Annotated in this window: 13 protein-coding genes; 11 read left to right on the forward strand and 2 right to left on the reverse strand. The window is 40.2% G+C overall.

What is annotated here, in order from left to right; all coding sequences use genetic code 11:
* The first annotated feature begins 221 nt into the window (after nt 1-221).
* The gene (locus ASE92_RS09790; RefSeq protein ID WP_056849905.1) at nt 222-1,289 is read left to right on the forward strand and encodes a nitronate monooxygenase family protein; all 1,068 of its coding nucleotides are present in this window, start codon (nt 222-224) and stop codon (nt 1,287-1,289) included.
* Nucleotides 1,290-1,651: 362 nt separating this feature from the next.
* Here ASE92_RS09790 and ASE92_RS09795 read toward each other — a convergent pair whose 3' ends face one another.
* Nucleotides 1,652-2,560: a LysR family transcriptional regulator gene (locus ASE92_RS09795; RefSeq protein ID WP_056849906.1), complete on the reverse strand. Its 909-nt coding sequence runs from the start codon at nt 2,558-2,560 to the stop codon at nt 1,652-1,654.
* An 87-nt stretch (nt 2,561-2,647) separates the two neighbouring features.
* On the opposite strand from ASE92_RS09795, the gene ASE92_RS09800 reads away from it, so the two are divergent.
* From ASE92_RS09800 to ASE92_RS09815, 4 genes are all read left to right on the forward strand, one after another.
* On the forward strand, nt 2,648-3,619 hold the full coding sequence (locus ASE92_RS09800; protein ID WP_056849907.1) for an alpha/beta fold hydrolase: 972 nt from the start codon (nt 2,648-2,650) through the stop codon (nt 3,617-3,619).
* 157 nt (nt 3,620-3,776) lie between these two features.
* On the forward strand, nt 3,777-4,187 hold the full coding sequence (locus tag ASE92_RS09805; protein ID WP_056849908.1) for a nuclear transport factor 2 family protein: 411 nt from the start codon (nt 3,777-3,779) through the stop codon (nt 4,185-4,187).
* Nucleotides 4,188-4,461: 274 nt separating this feature from the next.
* Nucleotides 4,462-4,845, forward strand: a complete 384-nt coding sequence (locus ASE92_RS09810; RefSeq protein WP_056849909.1) for a hypothetical protein — start codon at nt 4,462-4,464, stop codon at nt 4,843-4,845.
* A gap of 1,514 nt (nt 4,846-6,359) precedes the next feature.
* Nucleotides 6,360-6,572 carry a hypothetical protein gene (locus ASE92_RS09815; RefSeq protein WP_056849910.1) on the forward strand — a complete coding sequence of 71 codons (213 nt, stop codon included), beginning with the start codon at nt 6,360-6,362 and terminating at the stop codon, nt 6,570-6,572.
* 73 nt (nt 6,573-6,645) lie between these two features.
* Here ASE92_RS09815 and ASE92_RS09820 read toward each other — a convergent pair whose 3' ends face one another.
* Complete coding sequence (locus ASE92_RS09820) at nt 6,646-7,242, reverse strand: TetR family transcriptional regulator (RefSeq protein ID WP_056849911.1); 597 nt, start codon at nt 7,240-7,242, stop codon at nt 6,646-6,648.
* A 134-nt stretch (nt 7,243-7,376) separates the two neighbouring features.
* Between ASE92_RS09820 and ASE92_RS09825 the strand changes: the two genes are divergently transcribed.
* The 6 genes from ASE92_RS09825 (at nt 7,377) to ASE92_RS09850 (ending at nt 16,660) form a co-directional block, all read left to right on the forward strand.
* Nucleotides 7,377-10,613, forward strand: a complete 3,237-nt coding sequence (locus ASE92_RS09825) for a TonB-dependent receptor (RefSeq protein WP_056849912.1) — start codon at nt 7,377-7,379, stop codon at nt 10,611-10,613.
* A gap of 10 nt (nt 10,614-10,623) precedes the next feature.
* Nucleotides 10,624-12,423 carry a RagB/SusD family nutrient uptake outer membrane protein gene (locus tag ASE92_RS09830; protein WP_056849913.1) on the forward strand — a complete coding sequence of 600 codons (1,800 nt, stop codon included), beginning with the start codon at nt 10,624-10,626 and terminating at the stop codon, nt 12,421-12,423.
* A gap of 18 nt (nt 12,424-12,441) precedes the next feature.
* Entirely contained in the window at nt 12,442-13,677 is a 1,236-nt protein-coding gene (locus tag ASE92_RS09835) for an alkaline phosphatase family protein (RefSeq protein WP_056849914.1), read from the forward strand.
* A gap of 11 nt (nt 13,678-13,688) precedes the next feature.
* Nucleotides 13,689-13,961 carry a hypothetical protein gene (locus tag ASE92_RS09840; protein WP_056849915.1) on the forward strand — a complete coding sequence of 91 codons (273 nt, stop codon included), beginning with the start codon at nt 13,689-13,691 and terminating at the stop codon, nt 13,959-13,961.
* The gene (locus ASE92_RS09845; protein WP_056849916.1) at nt 13,961-14,854 is read left to right on the forward strand and encodes a metallophosphoesterase; all 894 of its coding nucleotides are present in this window, start codon (nt 13,961-13,963) and stop codon (nt 14,852-14,854) included. The genes ASE92_RS09840 and ASE92_RS09845 overlap by 1 nt, the downstream gene beginning before the upstream one ends.
* Before the next feature lie 396 nt (nt 14,855-15,250).
* Nucleotides 15,251-16,660 (forward strand): alkaline phosphatase, encoded by a 1,410-nt coding sequence (locus ASE92_RS09850; RefSeq protein WP_056849917.1) that lies wholly within the window; start codon nt 15,251-15,253, stop codon nt 16,658-16,660.
* Nucleotides 16,661-16,759: the final 99 nt, after the last annotated feature.

The following is a 16,759-nucleotide window of genomic DNA, read 5'->3' on the forward strand; positions in this document are numbered from 1 at the left end:
AAAAAATCAGGCTAAATGTAAAGAAATAATCTACATACCTATTTGGAAAAGATAGGTTTTCCAAACCACTTTTAGTATCAGAATAGTTTGCAAAGATTAATGGTAATGATATAACTTATACAGGTGGTGTTACATTAAGGTTTAAGTAGCTTTACATCAATGTTATTCTGGTAGCAGAATAATATTTAAGCCAATTAACAGTTAAGCTTGTGATGTAATTTATGAAAAATCTTAAACAAATACTGGATATTAGTTATCCAATCATTCAGGCACCTATGCTGGGGGTATCCACCCCTGCGATGGTGGCGGCAGTGGCGAATGCAGGTGGGCTGGGTTGCCTCCCATTGGGGGGATTATCACCGGAAAAAACATTGGACCTGATTAGAGAGACAAAATCTAAAACCCATAGGCCTTTCGCTGTAAATCTCTTCGCTCATTCGCTGGCAGCTAAAGTAAGTGTAGACGATATTGAAAAAATGGAGAACTATCTCGAAACGCTCCATAAGGGATATAATTTACCGTTTGAACGTAAGCCAATTTCCTCTTACCGGTTCTATAATCACCTTGACCAGATCGGTATCCTTCTGGATGAACAGGTGCCGGTTGTTAGCTTTACTTTTGGCGTACCAGATGCGGACGTAACGTTAAAGCTAAAACAAAAGGGTATCAAAGTGATTGGAACGGCAACGAGCATCAAGGAAGCAACGATACTGGATAAAGCAGGAATGGATGCTATCGTAGCGCAGGGTATTGAGGCCGGGGGACACAGGGGAGGTTTTTTAGAGGATGAATCTCTGCCGCAGGTCGGGCTGCTATCACTTGTTCCGCAAATAGTGGATGCGGTGAAGGTTCCCGTGATTGCTGCCGGGGGAATTTTCGACCAACGGACGATTAAAGCGGTTTTTGCCCTTGGCGCAGCAGGTGCACAACTGGGCAGTTATTTTATCGCGGCAGAGGAAAGTGCAGCCAGCGAAGTTTACAAGGAAAGTATACTCAACTCAACTGATATCTCCACTGAACTTACCAGGGCATTTACAGGGAAATGGGCAAGGGGAGTAAGGAACAGTTTCATGAAAGAACTCAAAAATTCAGGACTGACTATTCCGTATTACACTTATCAGAACAGTTTAACCTCAGCTCTCAGAGATTTTGGCAAATCCGCCGGAATCGCCGATATTATTTCGCTCTGGGCTGGCCAGTCTGCTTCTCGAAGTAAACGTGGAAGTACCGAAGCGTTGTTTGGTGAACTTATCAATCAAATTAAAAGCGGTCCAAATCCATTATTTTGAACGTTCTTTTGAAAAAAATATAATATGCTTTCAGTAAGAAAAGACGTTACAAAGGGAAGGACAGGCAAGTAATTGGGGCTTTTGACTGAAACTTTCAATGCCCAGGATCTGGATGGGTATCAAATCGTTTATGAACGTAAGGCATCAATCGTCAATATATTGGACGCAGGGTGCTGTTTTTAAATCTCTATATTGAGCGTTAAAGGTTACCAGGGTATATCAGAAAGCGGATCATTTTATCTTTGCCGCTACCAAGATTAATTCTGGCTCCTTTTTTACTTCGATGGCACCATGCATTATTTCCATCATGTAAATGGATCATTGGGCGTCTTAAGGTTTGTTTGCCATATGCCATTTAAACGTTAACTGGATTTGTTAAGTTTATTCGGATCTAAAAACCGATTTTTTTCGGTACGATCGTACAAGCTTATAAAGGCTTTTAAAGTGGGTGAAAGAGGAACATCTCTTCTAAAGGTAAGAACTGTCGTCATCAAGGCCAGCTCCCTGGGCAGAGAGAGGGTCCTGACTTTTCGATTACCATAAAACGTAGAAATAATCTCTTTGGGAAGGAAGCTGAAGCCGATGCCGGACTCAATAAAATTAACAACTCCCTCAATTGAGTTCATTACAGTTTTATGGTATTGCGAAACTCCTTTGCTAACCAGCCAGGATTCGAGCCTTGCCCTGAACACGCAGCCCTGGTCAAAAACGATTGCCTTGAGCGGATTTCGTTTGAGTAGTTCCGCTATGTTTTTGCAGTCTTCCGGTACAACAGCAACTACTTCTTCGTCACTGATCCATATTTGATCGAGTTCGGGAACGTTAAGTGGAGCGGGAACAAATGCGGCGTCCAAACGGTAATTCACCACATCGCTTATCAGTGATCTGGGCATAGCCGAAGTAAACTCCAGGTCGATAAATGGAAATTTCGAGGCAAGACGGTTTACCAGCTCAGGTCCCTTGGTCGCCATCATGGTCTCCAGCGCACCAATTTTTACCTGCCCTTTTAGCTCTTCTGTGTTTCCAACTGATCGCTTGGCTTCATCAATCAGCTGGTTCAGTTTTTTGCTGTATACCATCAGCGTTTCTCCAGCGGGTGTTAAACGTACCTTACGGGATGAGCGGTCAAACAGCAGAGTCCCGAATTCTTCTTCAAGACTTTTTATCCTCGCAGTCACATTAGACTGAACGGTAAACATCTCCTCTGCAGCTTTTGTAAAACTACCGTGTTGTGCCACAGCTTCGAATAAATTTAAATCGTTTGTATTCATATATCATAAATAACGATAGTACACATCATATTAAATCATTTTATTTGATTAAATATAGTGGGTACTTTTGAGAAAATAAAGAATAAAATGAAAAAAAATAAATTGGCCACTATTCTGATGCTGGCCGGTCTTTTCACAAACCTAACCATCATGGGACAATCAAAAATAACTAAGAAAAATGAAGGAGAAGATTCTTCAGCGCAGGTCCATTACCGCAAAGTAATTGCAAACGGACAAAATATTTTTTACCGTGAAGCTGGAGCGGCAGGGGCGCCAACGATATTGCTGCTGCACGGATATCCGACATCGTCGCATATGTTCCGGGAACTTATTCCCATGCTCAGTGGCAAATATCGCGTTCTTGCTCCGGATTTACCCGGCTTTGGCTACAGCGATGCACCGGACAGAGAAAAATTCAAATATACATTCGACAACCTCACCAAAACCATGCAATCTTTTGTCGATAAGCTTGGCCTTAAAAGATTTGCCATTTATGTTTTTGATTATGGTGCGCCGACAGGTTTCCGCCTTGCCCTTGCAAACCCTGAAAAAATAACAGGCATCATTTCACAGAACGGGAATGCCTATGTTGAAGGGCTGAGTAACGGCTGGAACCCGATGCAGAAATATTGGGAGCATGACACCAAGGAAAATAGAGATGCCCTGAGGACATTCGTCACTGCAGAACAAACAAGATTCCAGTATTTCACTGGGGTTGAGGATACCACCATGATCGCACCTGAATCTTATACGCTCGACCAGCACTTTCTTAATCGGCCTGAATCTGCAGAAATCCAGCTCGACCTTTTAAATGACTATAAAACAAATGTTGCGCTATATCCTAAATTCCAGGAATATTTCAGAACCTATAAACCCAAATTTTTGGCTGTCTGGGGAAACAGAGATCCGTTCTTTTTGCCAGCAGGGGCCGAAGCATATAAAAGGGATATGCCTGATGCTATTGTGAAATTCTATAATACAGGTCATTTTGCGCTCGAAACGCATGTTAAAGAGATTGGAAATGAAATATTGAACTTTCTTACTGCGCTGCCGCAATAAAAGCAGATGTTGCGATGGTAATAGAATAAAACGAGATATATAAGTGCCTTATAAATATTGGGTAATGATTGGGAAGGTCTGTTTATCAAGTAATTGACACCAGGCAAAACTGACCAGTATTTTCCGGGCTCTTGCTAAATAACATAATCGAATAAAAATGGAAATTAAAACGCCGGTACCGCCGTTCAACTATGAAACCGCGATAGAGAAAGTAATGTTGGCAGAGCGGGCATGGAACAGCCGTGATCCCGAAACAATATGTATGGCCTATACCCTAAATACACAGTGGCGAAACCGTTCACAGTTTATTTCAGGGCGAGAGGAGGTGAAAGCATTCCTGGTTACAAAATGGGAGAAAGAACTTAGCTATAAACTTAAAAAAGAACTTTGGTCATTTAGTGAGAACAGGATAGCTGTCCGTTTTGAATATGAATGGCATGACGATCAAGGACAATGGTTCCGAAGTTTCGGTAACGAACTTTGGGAATTTGATGAATACGGGCTAATGGATAAGAGGTTCGCAAGCATCAATGACCTTGCTATCGATGAAAAAGATCGGAAACTGTAAACGTGTCAGAAATCACTTACAAAGACGCTACCCAGTTTTGAAAGCGCCTTTTTTGCTGTATAGCGTGTTAAAATCTTGACAACAAGGAAACCAACAAACAAAGCATGAATTGCTTTGAAATTTTTTAGCCCTATTAATTCGTTATGGTTATTTTCTGGGCGTATGATCCAGATGATATGATCATGAGCTTTCTAACATCAAATCATTTATACAGATTAGATTCTATGATCCCCGTTTCTAACAGCCCAATACGTAATTTAATTAACTTTGACTTATGAAATATTTTAAAACAGTTGTTTTTTGTTTTCTTCTAGCTTCTGTGATCAGCCTGGGTGGAGTGTTTGTTCTGCAATCTACTGCTTTGATTGGAAAAGCAGATACTGATTTCAGAAACCTGCCTTATGGTATCGCTATGGGCATCAATCTATGTTTCTTTATTGGGAGCCTTACTATTTTGCTTAATCTTAAGGAATCGGTTCGCTTTAATATGCTCTACAAGGCGCTGAGTTTTTTCCTGCTGCCAAGTTTGATTGTGTTATTTTTATTGCTTGCCATGTGGGATGAACCTTGGCCGGGCGTGCTGTTTTGTGTCCCTTACCTGTTTGTTCTGATTATTTCTTTTGTTCGTTCAAGAAACCAACACTCCGGGAATGATTAGTCAAGAATTGTTCGATATTTTTTGCGCAGTGTGAGGTTCGAATTAGTTTTGTAAAACTTCTTGCTTGTTAAGTCTTTCTAACAGTTTTTAAACAGGGTGACAAAATATATGGTTTGGCAAAAATTGGGAAGAAATAATCATTGGGATCTATAGCATTGCTAAGCTTGACACGACGAATGTGCATCAGTAGATTTTACAAAAATAGATCCTTTCAAGCGGTAGTACTCCGGTGTTGAAAAAAAACTGTGTACACGATCCATCTAATCAGCAATGAACACTATAGCATTAACTATTTATTCTATGGGAAAAGATTTTATGCGTTCACCATGGTCTTACAACTCCTATAAGAAAAAAACAGCGATATGTATTAGTAAATGGTAAATCAACAGGTTAGGACATCTTTTATCCTAAATACCGCTCGGTATCTATATCCGCTCGACAAAAATAGCTAAGCGTAAATCTTTAAATAAAATTTGACTGGAAGATTCAGATGAGGTAAGATAATAGGTATATAATTTTGAAAATTGCATTGCTTTGGTTAGTCAATAATATTGTTAGCTTAATCTTTTTATGATAAGGGCTTTTCTTTTCGGCGAAATTTTTGAAAAACTGTTTACATCTGAAAAAAAAATATAATTGGAGAGATACGACCTTAGCTTTGTGAATTAAACTTTCAAAAAAATCAATATTTTTTTTTACTATATTAGTATTATGGAAATAATTTTTAACTTTTTATTTATGGTGCTTTGCATTCCCTTCAAATGGGTTGCCAAACAATTGGATAAGGAAATTTAAATTGCATTCTCATTGGAACTTCCAGTCTGATAATGATGTTTGGGCTAGATATTATATGCTTCAAAAATCTGCTCTGTTAATCTTTATGATAATTGATCCAGCCTATTTGATAATTCCTACATAAAATCAGTCCTTTCCTTTGAATCAATTACAATAGGCTCAATAAGCAGTAAAAACGCTTTCATGTATCGAAAGTAATCCCGATTATCGGTACTAACGTGAGCAATAATCAAAGTACTGCGAATATGGCTTTAAGAATAGACTGACCCCGTCCCGCCAGAAATGTATTTAGCGTAAATTATTGCTTGTCTTTGTGTTAGTGTTTTGGCAAAGAGGGGTCAACTGAATTGGTTTTAAAATAAAATAAATAAAACGTAATAACTTGCGTTCGTATCAATTTAAAAAAGTGATCGTTTTTTTGGAAGTTTTATCTGTAATAAGATGGCAAGTAAATTCAAGAATGTAAGATCCACTACTGAATCTGTTGGTTACTGACGATGAAATCTCCAGTCGACAGACAGTTTTTTCAGAAGAACAACTCCAATATTAAAGTTAATTTTACGAATGGGGTTTCGTGAGATACTTCAGTCATAGTACATAGGAATTTCTAAAAGGTTACCTACTGTGGAAATTATTTCTTTGATTTTTTAAAACCAAATACCTGTTGATCTGTTTTATTTACTTGTCCCGGTTTCGTTTACACAAAATTTATATTTTAAATGAGAAAAGGGACAGTCATTGCTTACAACACCAAAATCGGGCATGGAATTATTAAAGATACCAATAACCAGAAAATAAAATTTCACCTGGAAAGCAAAGAGCAGGTCAGCCGTTTAGATTTTGTTCAATTTGATATTGCTTTTGTTAACGGTTCATTAAGAGCGGTTGATGTTTCAAAAATTCACGATTCTGAGGTTATATCACTCAAATGATTTGATTTGATAGCTGGTGAAATGATTAGAATTCGAGTGGGATGATGTTAAGTGAGTGCCTTTAATGAATGATCTATAGTTCAAAACCAAGCACTTTGTAAGCCTCCTTTTTATATCTCTGCAGGTGTTTGTTATAGGATTCCTGATCAGCAATCATACTCAGAAAATAATAGGCCCCATCGGAAATGACAAAAATAATATCAGCAGCTTCCGCTGCATCCTGAATTTGGATCAATTCTTTATCTATACAGTTTTGTATAAGCTTTTCAAGCCATTTCCTCAATATCAAATGCAGGTCCCGGAAATGTTCCCGGATTTTCTTATTCCGGAAAATCAGGGCAAAGCAGTTATAAAAAATACTGTCATCTACATAACTGTTCCACTTTCGTGAAAAGATATTTTCCATCACCACTTTTAGTTTGCTCAGTGGATCCGCATATTCTTGCTGGGGTTCATAGACGTTTTGGTAACCGGTAACAATAAAATCAATCAGGCCGAGCAACATTTCCTCTTTATTGGAGAAATAGTGCACCACCAGGCTCTGGTGCATATCGAGCTCTTTGGCAATCTTCCCAAAGGAAACATTCTCAATGCCTTCTATTCTGGCAATTTCATAGAAGGCTTGTATAATCTTTTTCTGCTGACCTTCCTTTAAGCTTTTTCTACCCATAAGAATCCTAAACTATAAATTTTCTGCGAATTAACACGTTTTAAAATAGATTTACTGAATGGTCAATTTATTTAATAAAGATTTTATGATGCCTTAACATTCCGATAGTTCCTTTGCAGCATAAATCAAACAACATGAAAAGAATTTACTTATCGCTAATGGTATGTTTTTTACTTGGTTCTGTTAATGTTTTTGCACAGCAAAAAATAAGCGGAACCGTAAAAGATGACCTTGGCGAAACGCTGGTGGGTGCTTCCATACAGGAAAAAGGAAAAACTAACGGTACCCAGACAGATGTCGATGGGCACTACTCATTAACGGTGAGTAATCCTGATGCGGTATTAACTTTTACCTATATCGGTTACATTAAACAGGAGGTTGCTATTGGGAGCCGCAAAACAGTAGATGTAATTTTAAAGAAAAACGACGCCGACCTTAGCGAGGTGGTTGTAGTAGGTTATGGAACCCAGAAAAAGGTAAACCTTTCGGGCGCTGTAGATCAGGTGAATGCAAAAACACTGGCCAGCAGACCTATTGCAAACGTGGCTCAGGGATTACAGGGTCTGGTGCCAAACCTGAACATCGACTTTGGGTCCGGCGCACCGGGCGCTACAGCAAAGATCAATATTCGTGGTATTACTTCCATCAATGGTGGAGATCCACTCATCTTGATTGATAATGTGCCTTCTGATGCTGCAGAACTTAATCGTTTAGCTACACAGGACATTGAGAACATTTCGGTGATTAAAGATGCATCAGCCTCTGCCATTTATGGTGCAAGGGCGGCCTTTGGGGTGATTCTGATCAAGACCAAAACGGGCACCCAAGACGGCGTAACGGTAAACTACAGTAATTTTATCTCACTGAATAAACCTACCGTTATTCCTGATAAAGTTACCGATCCCTATATTTATTCGCGTCTACTGGAGTTATCCACCAACAATACCCCCTGGGATAATGTAAACTATAGCGACCAATTCTACCAATATGCAAAAGAAAGGTCAGACAATCCTGATATTTCTGGTGTGAGGGTCAATCCCAGTGATAATAAACTTTGGGAGTACATGGGTAACCAGGATTGGACACGCTATTTCTTTAATGATCAAACCTACTCACATGACCATGCATTATCAGTAAGTGGGAAATCTGAAAAGGCGCAGTATTATATCTCTGGAAATTATAACAAGCAAAATGGAATGCTCAAGATTGCTGATGACTATTTCGACCGCTATAATCTGCGTAGTAAAGTAAATTATCAGATAACGCCATGGTTAAGTTTTGGTAATAACACATTCCTAACTAAGACACAAAGAGAAAACCCGAGTCAATATTCGATCACAGGTATTTATAATCTTTTTCCAACTGATTATGATAAAAATCCTGACGGAACATGGGCAAATAACGCGGTGGGCCGCACCGGTGCACAGCTTACAAACGGTGGAAAAGCAAGTGATAAGTATTTTAGTCTTCAAACGCAGTTTAATGGCGAAGCTTCATTATTAAAAAACATGTTGAAATTTAATACCGATTTCACTTATCGCAGGGGAGCAACAAACTATGATGAGAATACGGTACCTTATAAGATCGGCTTTGGTCCTGATGATGTGAGGGAAGAAGGAAATAGTTATGCACGAAAATGGACAGGTTTTGAAGATTATACGGTACTGAATGCCTATGTTACCTTTAACAAACGTTGGCAAAAGCATGATTTTACGGCTCTGATAGGTTATAACCAAGAATATTTCAGGTCAGAAGAAAATGATACCAGGAGAACCAATTTAATCTCTTCATCCTATCCAACGATAGGCCTGGCGACCGGAGAACTTTCCTCTACTCAATCGATTAATGATTGGGCAGTACAGGGCTTGTTTTTTCGCCTGAATTACATATTTAATGATAAATATATTCTGGAGCTTAATGGCCGTTATGATGGAAGTTCCCGCTTCCCAACTGATAAGAGATGGGGTTTCTTTCCTTCCGCTTCTGCTGCCTGGCGGATTGATCAGGAAGCATTTATGGAAAGTCTGCGCCCGGTAATCAGTAACTTTAAATTGCGTGCTTCATATGGTTCTTTGGGAAATCAGGCTGCATCAAACTACGGCTATATTTCTACCTTTAACCCGGTACGATCTGGGTACCTTATCGGCGGCTCTCTTCCCTTGACGGTTACTACACCAGGCCTGGTAAGCCCGGATTATACCTGGGAAAAGGTGAACACCGCAAACCTTGGAACTGATATTGGCCTGTTCAACAACAAATTAAATTTAACGTTTGATATTTATCAGCGAAATACCAAAGGCATGCTGGCTAACGGAAGAGATTTACCAGATGTGCTGGGCGCTACAGAGCCCCGTGAAAATGCTGCTGATTTGCGCAACCGCGGATGGGAGTTGTCGCTTGCTTACCAAACAAGTTTTAAAACCGCTAAAGATCCCATTAACTTCAATGCCCGGTTCTTGTTGTCTGACAGCAGATCGTATATCACAAGATTTGAAAACCCAAACCAGAGTTTAACGCAATATCGTGAGGGCATGGAACTTGGCGAAATCTGGGGGCTGCAAAGCAACGGATTGTTCCAAAACCAGGCGGAAATCAATGCATTAGATCAGTCCTCTATTATTCCATGGGGAGCACTCTCCATTGTACCAGGATGGCCTAAGTTTATCGATCAGGATGGCAATGGCAAAATTGAAACCGGTTTGACCGCTGATGCTGCAAAGGATTTATCAATCATTGGAAACTCTGCTCCGAGGTTCCGTTTTGGTCTGGACCTTAACGCAAGTTGGAAAGGATTCGATGTGAGGGCATTTTTTCAGGGGGTTGCCAAACGGGATTATTATCCTTTGGATTACCTATACTGGGGATTTTACCAGCAGCCCTATGCTGGTGGTTATTCTCACTTGCTTGATTTTTATCGTCCAAACAATGACAGCCCGGTGGATATGGCAAAGCATTCGCAGGCCTATATCAATGCAGGGTTGGCCAATCAAAATCTGGATGCGCGATACCCGATTTTGCAATCCTGGCTAGCTGATGTAAATCTGGGTACAAATATCAGAGATGCCAAAGGATTGGCTATCCCACAAACAGGGTACATGCTCAATGGCTCCTATCTTCGTCTGAAAAACGTAACCATTGGTTATACCATTCCGGCTTCAATTACTAAAAAATGGCACATTTCCAACCTGAGGTTTTATGTGAGTGGTGAAAATATTTATGAGTGGTCTGCACTTAAAAAATTCTACGATCCGGAATCAATTAACGTAAATGATGTACTCAACCCACAGGCCACAAACACCAACCGTTCAGGAAACGGGTACGCATACCCGTGGCAAAGAAGATTCTCGGTGGGTTTAAATCTTAATTTCTAAACAAAGCAAAATGAAAAACTTTAATAAATATATTGTTGGTGTTGCTTTGGCAACATTGAGCTTAAGTGGTTGCAAAAAAGACTTTTTAGACAGACAACCACAAACTTCTATTGGTAGCGACAACTTTTTCAACAACGAGCAGGATTTGAAGCTATACATCACCAATTTATACAACTTTGCAGGCGTGGGTATTTTTAACGATGACCGGGCAACCGATAATGCGGCCACAACCGGAAACGTGGAAATTAAAACCATGATGGTCGGAAATCCTGGTCCATCTACCATCACAGGCGGATGGGACTGGGGGCAGTTGCGAAGTGCCAACTATTTTCTTGATAATTTTAGAAAAGCAGCATTGGGAGCGGAAGTCCTTAATCATTACGAGGGCCTGGCCAGATTTTTTAGGGCTCAGTTTTATGTAGCAAAGTTGAAACGCTATTCAGATATTCCTTTTTATGATAAAACGATAGGTACCAATGATAATGAGCTATTGATGAAAAGCCGGGATCCACGTGCTGCGGTGGTAGATAAAATTATGGAGGACTATGCTTTCGCGGCTCAATATGTGAGAGAAACTGCTGAAACAGGGGCTATCAACCGTGCTATTGTTAAAGCTTACAGAGCTAAATTTGCCCTTTATGAGGGAACCTACAGGCGTTATCATAGTGAATTGAATCTGGCCAGCACTGCGCCACAATTTCTTCAGGTTGCCAGGGATGTTTCGCGGGATATCATGACAAGTGCCAAGTACAGACTTTACAGTACTGGCAATCCGGCTCAGGATTACATGAATCTGTTTATCCAGCCAAGTTTGCTCAATAACCCTGAAGTTTTACTAGCCGTTTACAACGAAAGTGGTATTCGCAATAGTGGCTGGAGTGAAACGGTGTTCGGAAACTATGAGGTTTCTCCGGCGAAAGATTTATTACAGGATTACCTGATGAAAGATGGAAGTTATTATACCAATCAACCAGGTTATGCTACCTTTTCATTTGTACAGGAATTTCAGAACCGCGATCCTCGGTTAAGCCAAACCTATGCTTACCCCGGTTTCAATCTTGCTAATGTGCGTACTTACTCTCAAGGTGGTGGTTTATATGTGCAACAACTGGCGAAAAACTTTACGGGCTACCACCAGCTGAAAGGCTTTGTAAATGACCCGGCAACAGCAGCCATGCAAACAGTAGACGTTCCTATTTTACGATATGCGGAGATATTGTTAATTTTTGCTGAATCCAGAGCAGAACTTGGTGAGCTGACTCAATCAGATCTTGATCAAAGTATTAACCTGATCCGAACCCGCGCAGGAATGCCCGCAATGCCTCTTAATCCTACTGTTGATCCGGTGCAAAATGCCCGTTATGCAAATGTTTCAGGGGCACAAAAGGCGGCTTTATTGGAGATTCGCAGGGAACGCAGAATTGAAATGGCATTGGAAGGTTATCGCTTTGATGATTTAATGCGCTGGAACGCAGGGAAGTTATTGGAAAAAGAACAGGAAGGTATTTATTTTTCTGGTTTGGGCAGGCACGATTTAACGGGTGATAATGTTCCGGATATTATTTTACTGGCCAATAATGAATCTATTCCTGCTGTTAAGGAAAAAAATTCATTGGGTAAAGATTTTATTTACTACCGCACCGGAACCATTGGGCAGGATGCCGGTGTATTTTTGAAAAACGGAACCTCTGGTACGGTACAAACCATCGCAGACAACGGTATTTTCGTGGAGCCTAAATATTATTACAGACCAATTCCTCAAAGCCAGGTGTTGCTGAACCCTAATTTAAAACAGATATTCGGCTGGTAAACGGATTGATAATACACAATGAAAAAAATAATTTTAATTGCACTTTTTGCGGGAATAGCGCTAAATGTAAATGCTCAAAAGAAGAAGGCTGTATTCATCATTATTGATGGTGTAGGTAAGGATGTTATAGAGAAACTGGCAACGCCAAACATTTATGCTATTGCCAAAGAAGGGAAGCTGCTTAGTGCATATCAGGGCGGAGAAAGGGGGGAGTACAACCAAACACCTACCATCTCAGCTCCAGGTTATACCAATATCCTTACGGGCGTTTGGTTTAATAAACACAATGTTCCCGATAATAGCATCAAGGCACCCAACTATTATTATCCAACGATATTCAGGTTTTTTAAAAACCAATATCCGGAAAAAAAGGTTGGTATTTTCTCCAGTTGGGAAGATAACAGAACTAAGCTTGTTGGTGATGCTTTGCCACAAACTGGTAACATTCAGATAGATTATAAATTTGACGGTTTGGAGCTTGATACCAATAAGTATCCTCATGATAAAGCCCGCCAGTTTATGGCAAAAATCGATCAGGCGGTAACCGAAGAAGCTGCCCGTTGCATCCGTGAGCAGGCGCCAGATTTATCATGGATCTATTTAGAATTTACGGATGATATGGGGCATGCTTTTGGCGACAGTAAACAGTATAATGATGCCGTTGTCGCTGCGGATCAGAGAATTGGGCAGATTTGGGCAGCTGTAAAGGAACGTGAAAAACAGTTCAATGAAGATTGGATCATTGTAGTGACTACTGATCATGGGCGTGATCCAAAAAACGGTCGCGGTCATGGCGGCCAGTCTGATCGGGAGCGTTCCTCATGGATTGCTACGGATGCTAAACCCTTAAATGTTTATGCACAAAAAGGAAAGGCTAGTGTAGTGGATATCCTGCCAACTTTGGCCACACATTTAGGCGTATCGCTTTCAGATGATCAAAAACGTGAATTGGATGGTGTGAGTCTGATAGGAAAGGTTTCGCTCTATAATGTTGAAGCAAAACGAACGGGAGATATGGTGAAGTTAAAATGGGTGAGTGGAGAAGATGATGGAAAAGTGAAAATATCACTCGCAAATACCAACAATTATAAACAAATGGGAAAGGGCGATAGCTACACTTTTTTGGCAGAAGTGCCAGTAAACAGGGGCAGTTTTGATATCGATCTGTCTCAGTACCCTAAATCCGAAATTTATAAAGTGATAATTGAGGGGGCTCACAACACGGTAAACCGTTGGATCGTTAATAATAAATAATCTTAAATGCTATGCACCAATTAGTTTTGAATTTGATATTTGATACCCTCGGATGGATTGGTGCATTGCTTTTCCTGATTTCTTACTTTTTGCTCATCAGTAAGCGGTGGTTAGCTACATCGTTTGCTTTCCATATCTGCAATATACTTGGGGGTGTTTTATTGAGTGCAAGTACCATTTACGATGCTTCCTACCCTGCAACTTTTGTTAATCTTGCCTGGGCAATTATAGCAGGTTATGGAATGTACACTGATCAACTTAGAAAAAATAAACCAGATTCATAATGGAAAGGAGAGATTTTCTTCATGGCTCGCTAGCCCTTGGCTTTGGGACCGTGCTAACAAAAGTCAGCATAAAAGAGGTTGAAAAGCAAAAGCCAGTTTTGACAATTGCCCACATTACCGACGTTCATATTAAAACCAGTGATAATATCCCCAAAAGAGCAGCCGGATATTTAAAAAAGGCTTTATCCGCTCATGAGGTTCACTTTATCTTAAATGGTGGTGATGCTATTTTTGATGCATCTTATGACGATGTTACCCGCGAAATGGTTACCGAGCAGTGGGCTGTCTGGGATGAGTTCATTGGTGAAACTGATTTGGAGGTATATAGCTGTATCGGAAACCATGATCCCTGGTGGAAAGCGCCGTCTAAAACAGATGAAATGTATGGACTTGATTACGCTGCGAAACGCTTAAAAATGCCGCACCGTTATTATAGTTTTGACAAAAAGGGTTGGCACTTTATTATTCTTGATGGTAATCAGAAGGGAACCAGGTTGGATGTTGATCAAATGGACTGGCTCAAAAATGATTTAGCTAAACTACAGCCCAACACGCCAGTGCTAATCATGTCTCACTATCCAATACTTTCGTCAACTTGTGCCTGGAGTGGCGGCCAGCATGGAGATTATAAAGAATTAAAATCGCTTTTTTTTCAACATAGGGATAAAGTAAAAGTTTGCCTGAGTGGACATCAGCATTTGGCAGATGAAGTAAGCTATAATGGTATATCCTACTTTTGCAATGGCTCATTAAGCGGTTTTTGGTGGGGTGAAGGCGATAAAGAATCAGCAGGCAAATATTATTATCAGGAAACGCCTCCTGGTTATGCAATCATGAATTTATACGCTGATGGAAGCGTTGAAAATCAGTATAATCCCTTGGAGGTCATTTAAACGGTGATAATAAAAAGCCTTCCATTGAGTCGCCGTTTTAAGTTTACCACATTGCTGGTTTTATAACTTAACAACCTGGTAAAATTCTGTTTATCTGTCAGTGTTAAATTTGTAGGATGAGTGATTAAATGGATCATATTGCTTGGTTTGTTAATTCAAGGCAAACTGCAATTGATATGGCGGTACCCGCTAAATTCAAAAAATTATGATAGCGAGAATGAGGCAGATATCACTAATTTATCATAACTGTTCTCAGTCTAATGTTATTTTAAGGCGTTTCAATGCTCAAAAACAAACAACAACCTGTCTTTCGACCAGGCTTAGGATGGTGATTTTTTCCATGCGTTTAGTTTAGCCTGAATCTACAAAGAGTAAAGCAACAAAAAATACACACAAATGAATAGAAGATCATTACTAAAAGGGGGCCTGCTTGCAGGAATTGGTTTGCCATTCGTTGGATTAAGAGACGTAACAGGAAGTACGAAGAATTCTTCAGCTGAAAGAGCTAAAAATATTATCATGCTGGTGAGTGATGGCATGAGTACCGGCACATTGAATATGGCCGACATTTATTCAAAAAGAATACTGGGAGTAGGTAGCAAGTGGTTGGATTTATATCGCGACAATAAAGCGGTAAGGGCCTTAATGGATACGGCATCGGCCAATTCTATGGTAACAGACTCTGCTGCAGCAAGTTCATCATGGGGTGGTGGAATGAGGGTTAACAATGGTGCGCTCAACGTTGGGCCACGCGGAGAAAAGCCACAACCGATTCTTCAAAAGTTTAAAGAAGCTGGAAAGAAAGTTGGTTGCGTAACGACGGTTCCTATTACACACGCCACGCCTGCAGGGTTTTGTGTAAATATCGATAACCGGGGCGGACAGGACATCATTGCAGAACTGTACCTGGACCTGAAGTTTGATGTCATGATGGGTGGTGGTCACAAGTATTTTGCAGACAAAAGAAAAGGTGGGAATCTGCTTCCGAAATATTTAACTCAAGGTTATCAGCTAGCTGAAAATAGAGATGAGATGATGCATTTGAATGGCGCCAAACCCTTTTTGGGATTGTTCGCTGATGATGGATTGCCTTATGAAGTGGATCGCAGACATGATGAGGAATTAATGAAATCCACACCTTCTCTGGCTGAAATGACTGTTAAGGCCATCGAACTGATGAAGGATCATAAAAATGGTTTTGTATTGCAGGTAGAAGGCGGCAAGGTGGATTGGGCAGCACATTCAAATGATGTAAGCGGTTTGATTTTCGATCAGCTAGCATTTGATGAGGCGGTTGGTAAAGCAATCGAATTTGCGGAAAAAGACGGCAATACCTTGGTCATCATCACAACTGACCATGGAAATTCTAATCCGGGTTTGTTCAATGCAGATGACGATAATAAAAAGTTTGATGAATTGCAACATTTCAAACATAGCAACACCTGGTTATTGTCAAAACTGAACCAGTCTTTTAGTGAACAGAAGATCATTGACCTGATTAAGGAAAATCAGGGTTTTGTAATGACACCTGAGGACGCAAAATTCCTTTTGAATCATTTTAAAGACATCAGTCCGAATCAGCTTTACAATGATTCCAATCTTCCGTTTTACGAGTACGGGAGGATATTAGGTAAATATACGGATGTACAATGGGCAGGAATGAATCATTCCGGTGATTATGTAGAATTGACGATGTTTGGCCCAGGCTCAAAGAAACTAAAACCTTTTGTCAAAAATTATGAACTGCACAACTTTATGCTTGAAGCTGCTGAAATGTCAGAGCATTTTATGGAAAGCATCAGGTAGTCTTGCTGCTTCAAATACAATAGAACAGCATGTATCGCTCGATGATTCTGTTACAACAGAGTGGGAGTTTTATTACCCTAAGCTTACTATTTCGAAGGA

Source organism: Pedobacter sp. Leaf41, from assembly GCF_001422545.1.
In the GTDB taxonomy this organism is placed as follows: domain Bacteria; phylum Bacteroidota; class Bacteroidia; order Sphingobacteriales; family Sphingobacteriaceae; genus Pedobacter.

Coding starts and splice junctions, on each gene's coding strand:
- ASE92_RS09790 (WP_056849905.1), top strand. CDS start 222: ATGAAAAATCTTAAACAAATACTGGATATTAGTTATCCAATCATTCAG.
- ASE92_RS09795 (WP_056849906.1), bottom strand. CDS start 2,560: ATGAATACAAACGATTTAAATTTATTCGAAGCTGTGGCACAACACGGT.
- ASE92_RS09800 (WP_056849907.1), top strand. CDS start 2,648: ATGAAAAAAAATAAATTGGCCACTATTCTGATGCTGGCCGGTCTTTTC.
- ASE92_RS09805 (WP_056849908.1), top strand. CDS start 3,777: ATGGAAATTAAAACGCCGGTACCGCCGTTCAACTATGAAACCGCGATA.
- ASE92_RS09810 (WP_056849909.1), top strand. CDS start 4,462: ATGAAATATTTTAAAACAGTTGTTTTTTGTTTTCTTCTAGCTTCTGTG.
- ASE92_RS09815 (WP_056849910.1), top strand. CDS start 6,360: ATGAGAAAAGGGACAGTCATTGCTTACAACACCAAAATCGGGCATGGA.
- ASE92_RS09820 (WP_056849911.1), bottom strand. CDS start 7,242: ATGGGTAGAAAAAGCTTAAAGGAAGGTCAGCAGAAAAAGATTATACAA.
- ASE92_RS09825 (WP_056849912.1), top strand. CDS start 7,377: ATGAAAAGAATTTACTTATCGCTAATGGTATGTTTTTTACTTGGTTCT.
- ASE92_RS09830 (WP_056849913.1), top strand. CDS start 10,624: ATGAAAAACTTTAATAAATATATTGTTGGTGTTGCTTTGGCAACATTG.
- ASE92_RS09835 (WP_056849914.1), top strand. CDS start 12,442: ATGAAAAAAATAATTTTAATTGCACTTTTTGCGGGAATAGCGCTAAAT.
- ASE92_RS09840 (WP_056849915.1), top strand. CDS start 13,689: ATGCACCAATTAGTTTTGAATTTGATATTTGATACCCTCGGATGGATT.
- ASE92_RS09845 (WP_056849916.1), top strand. CDS start 13,961: ATGGAAAGGAGAGATTTTCTTCATGGCTCGCTAGCCCTTGGCTTTGGG.
- ASE92_RS09850 (WP_056849917.1), top strand. CDS start 15,251: ATGAATAGAAGATCATTACTAAAAGGGGGCCTGCTTGCAGGAATTGGT.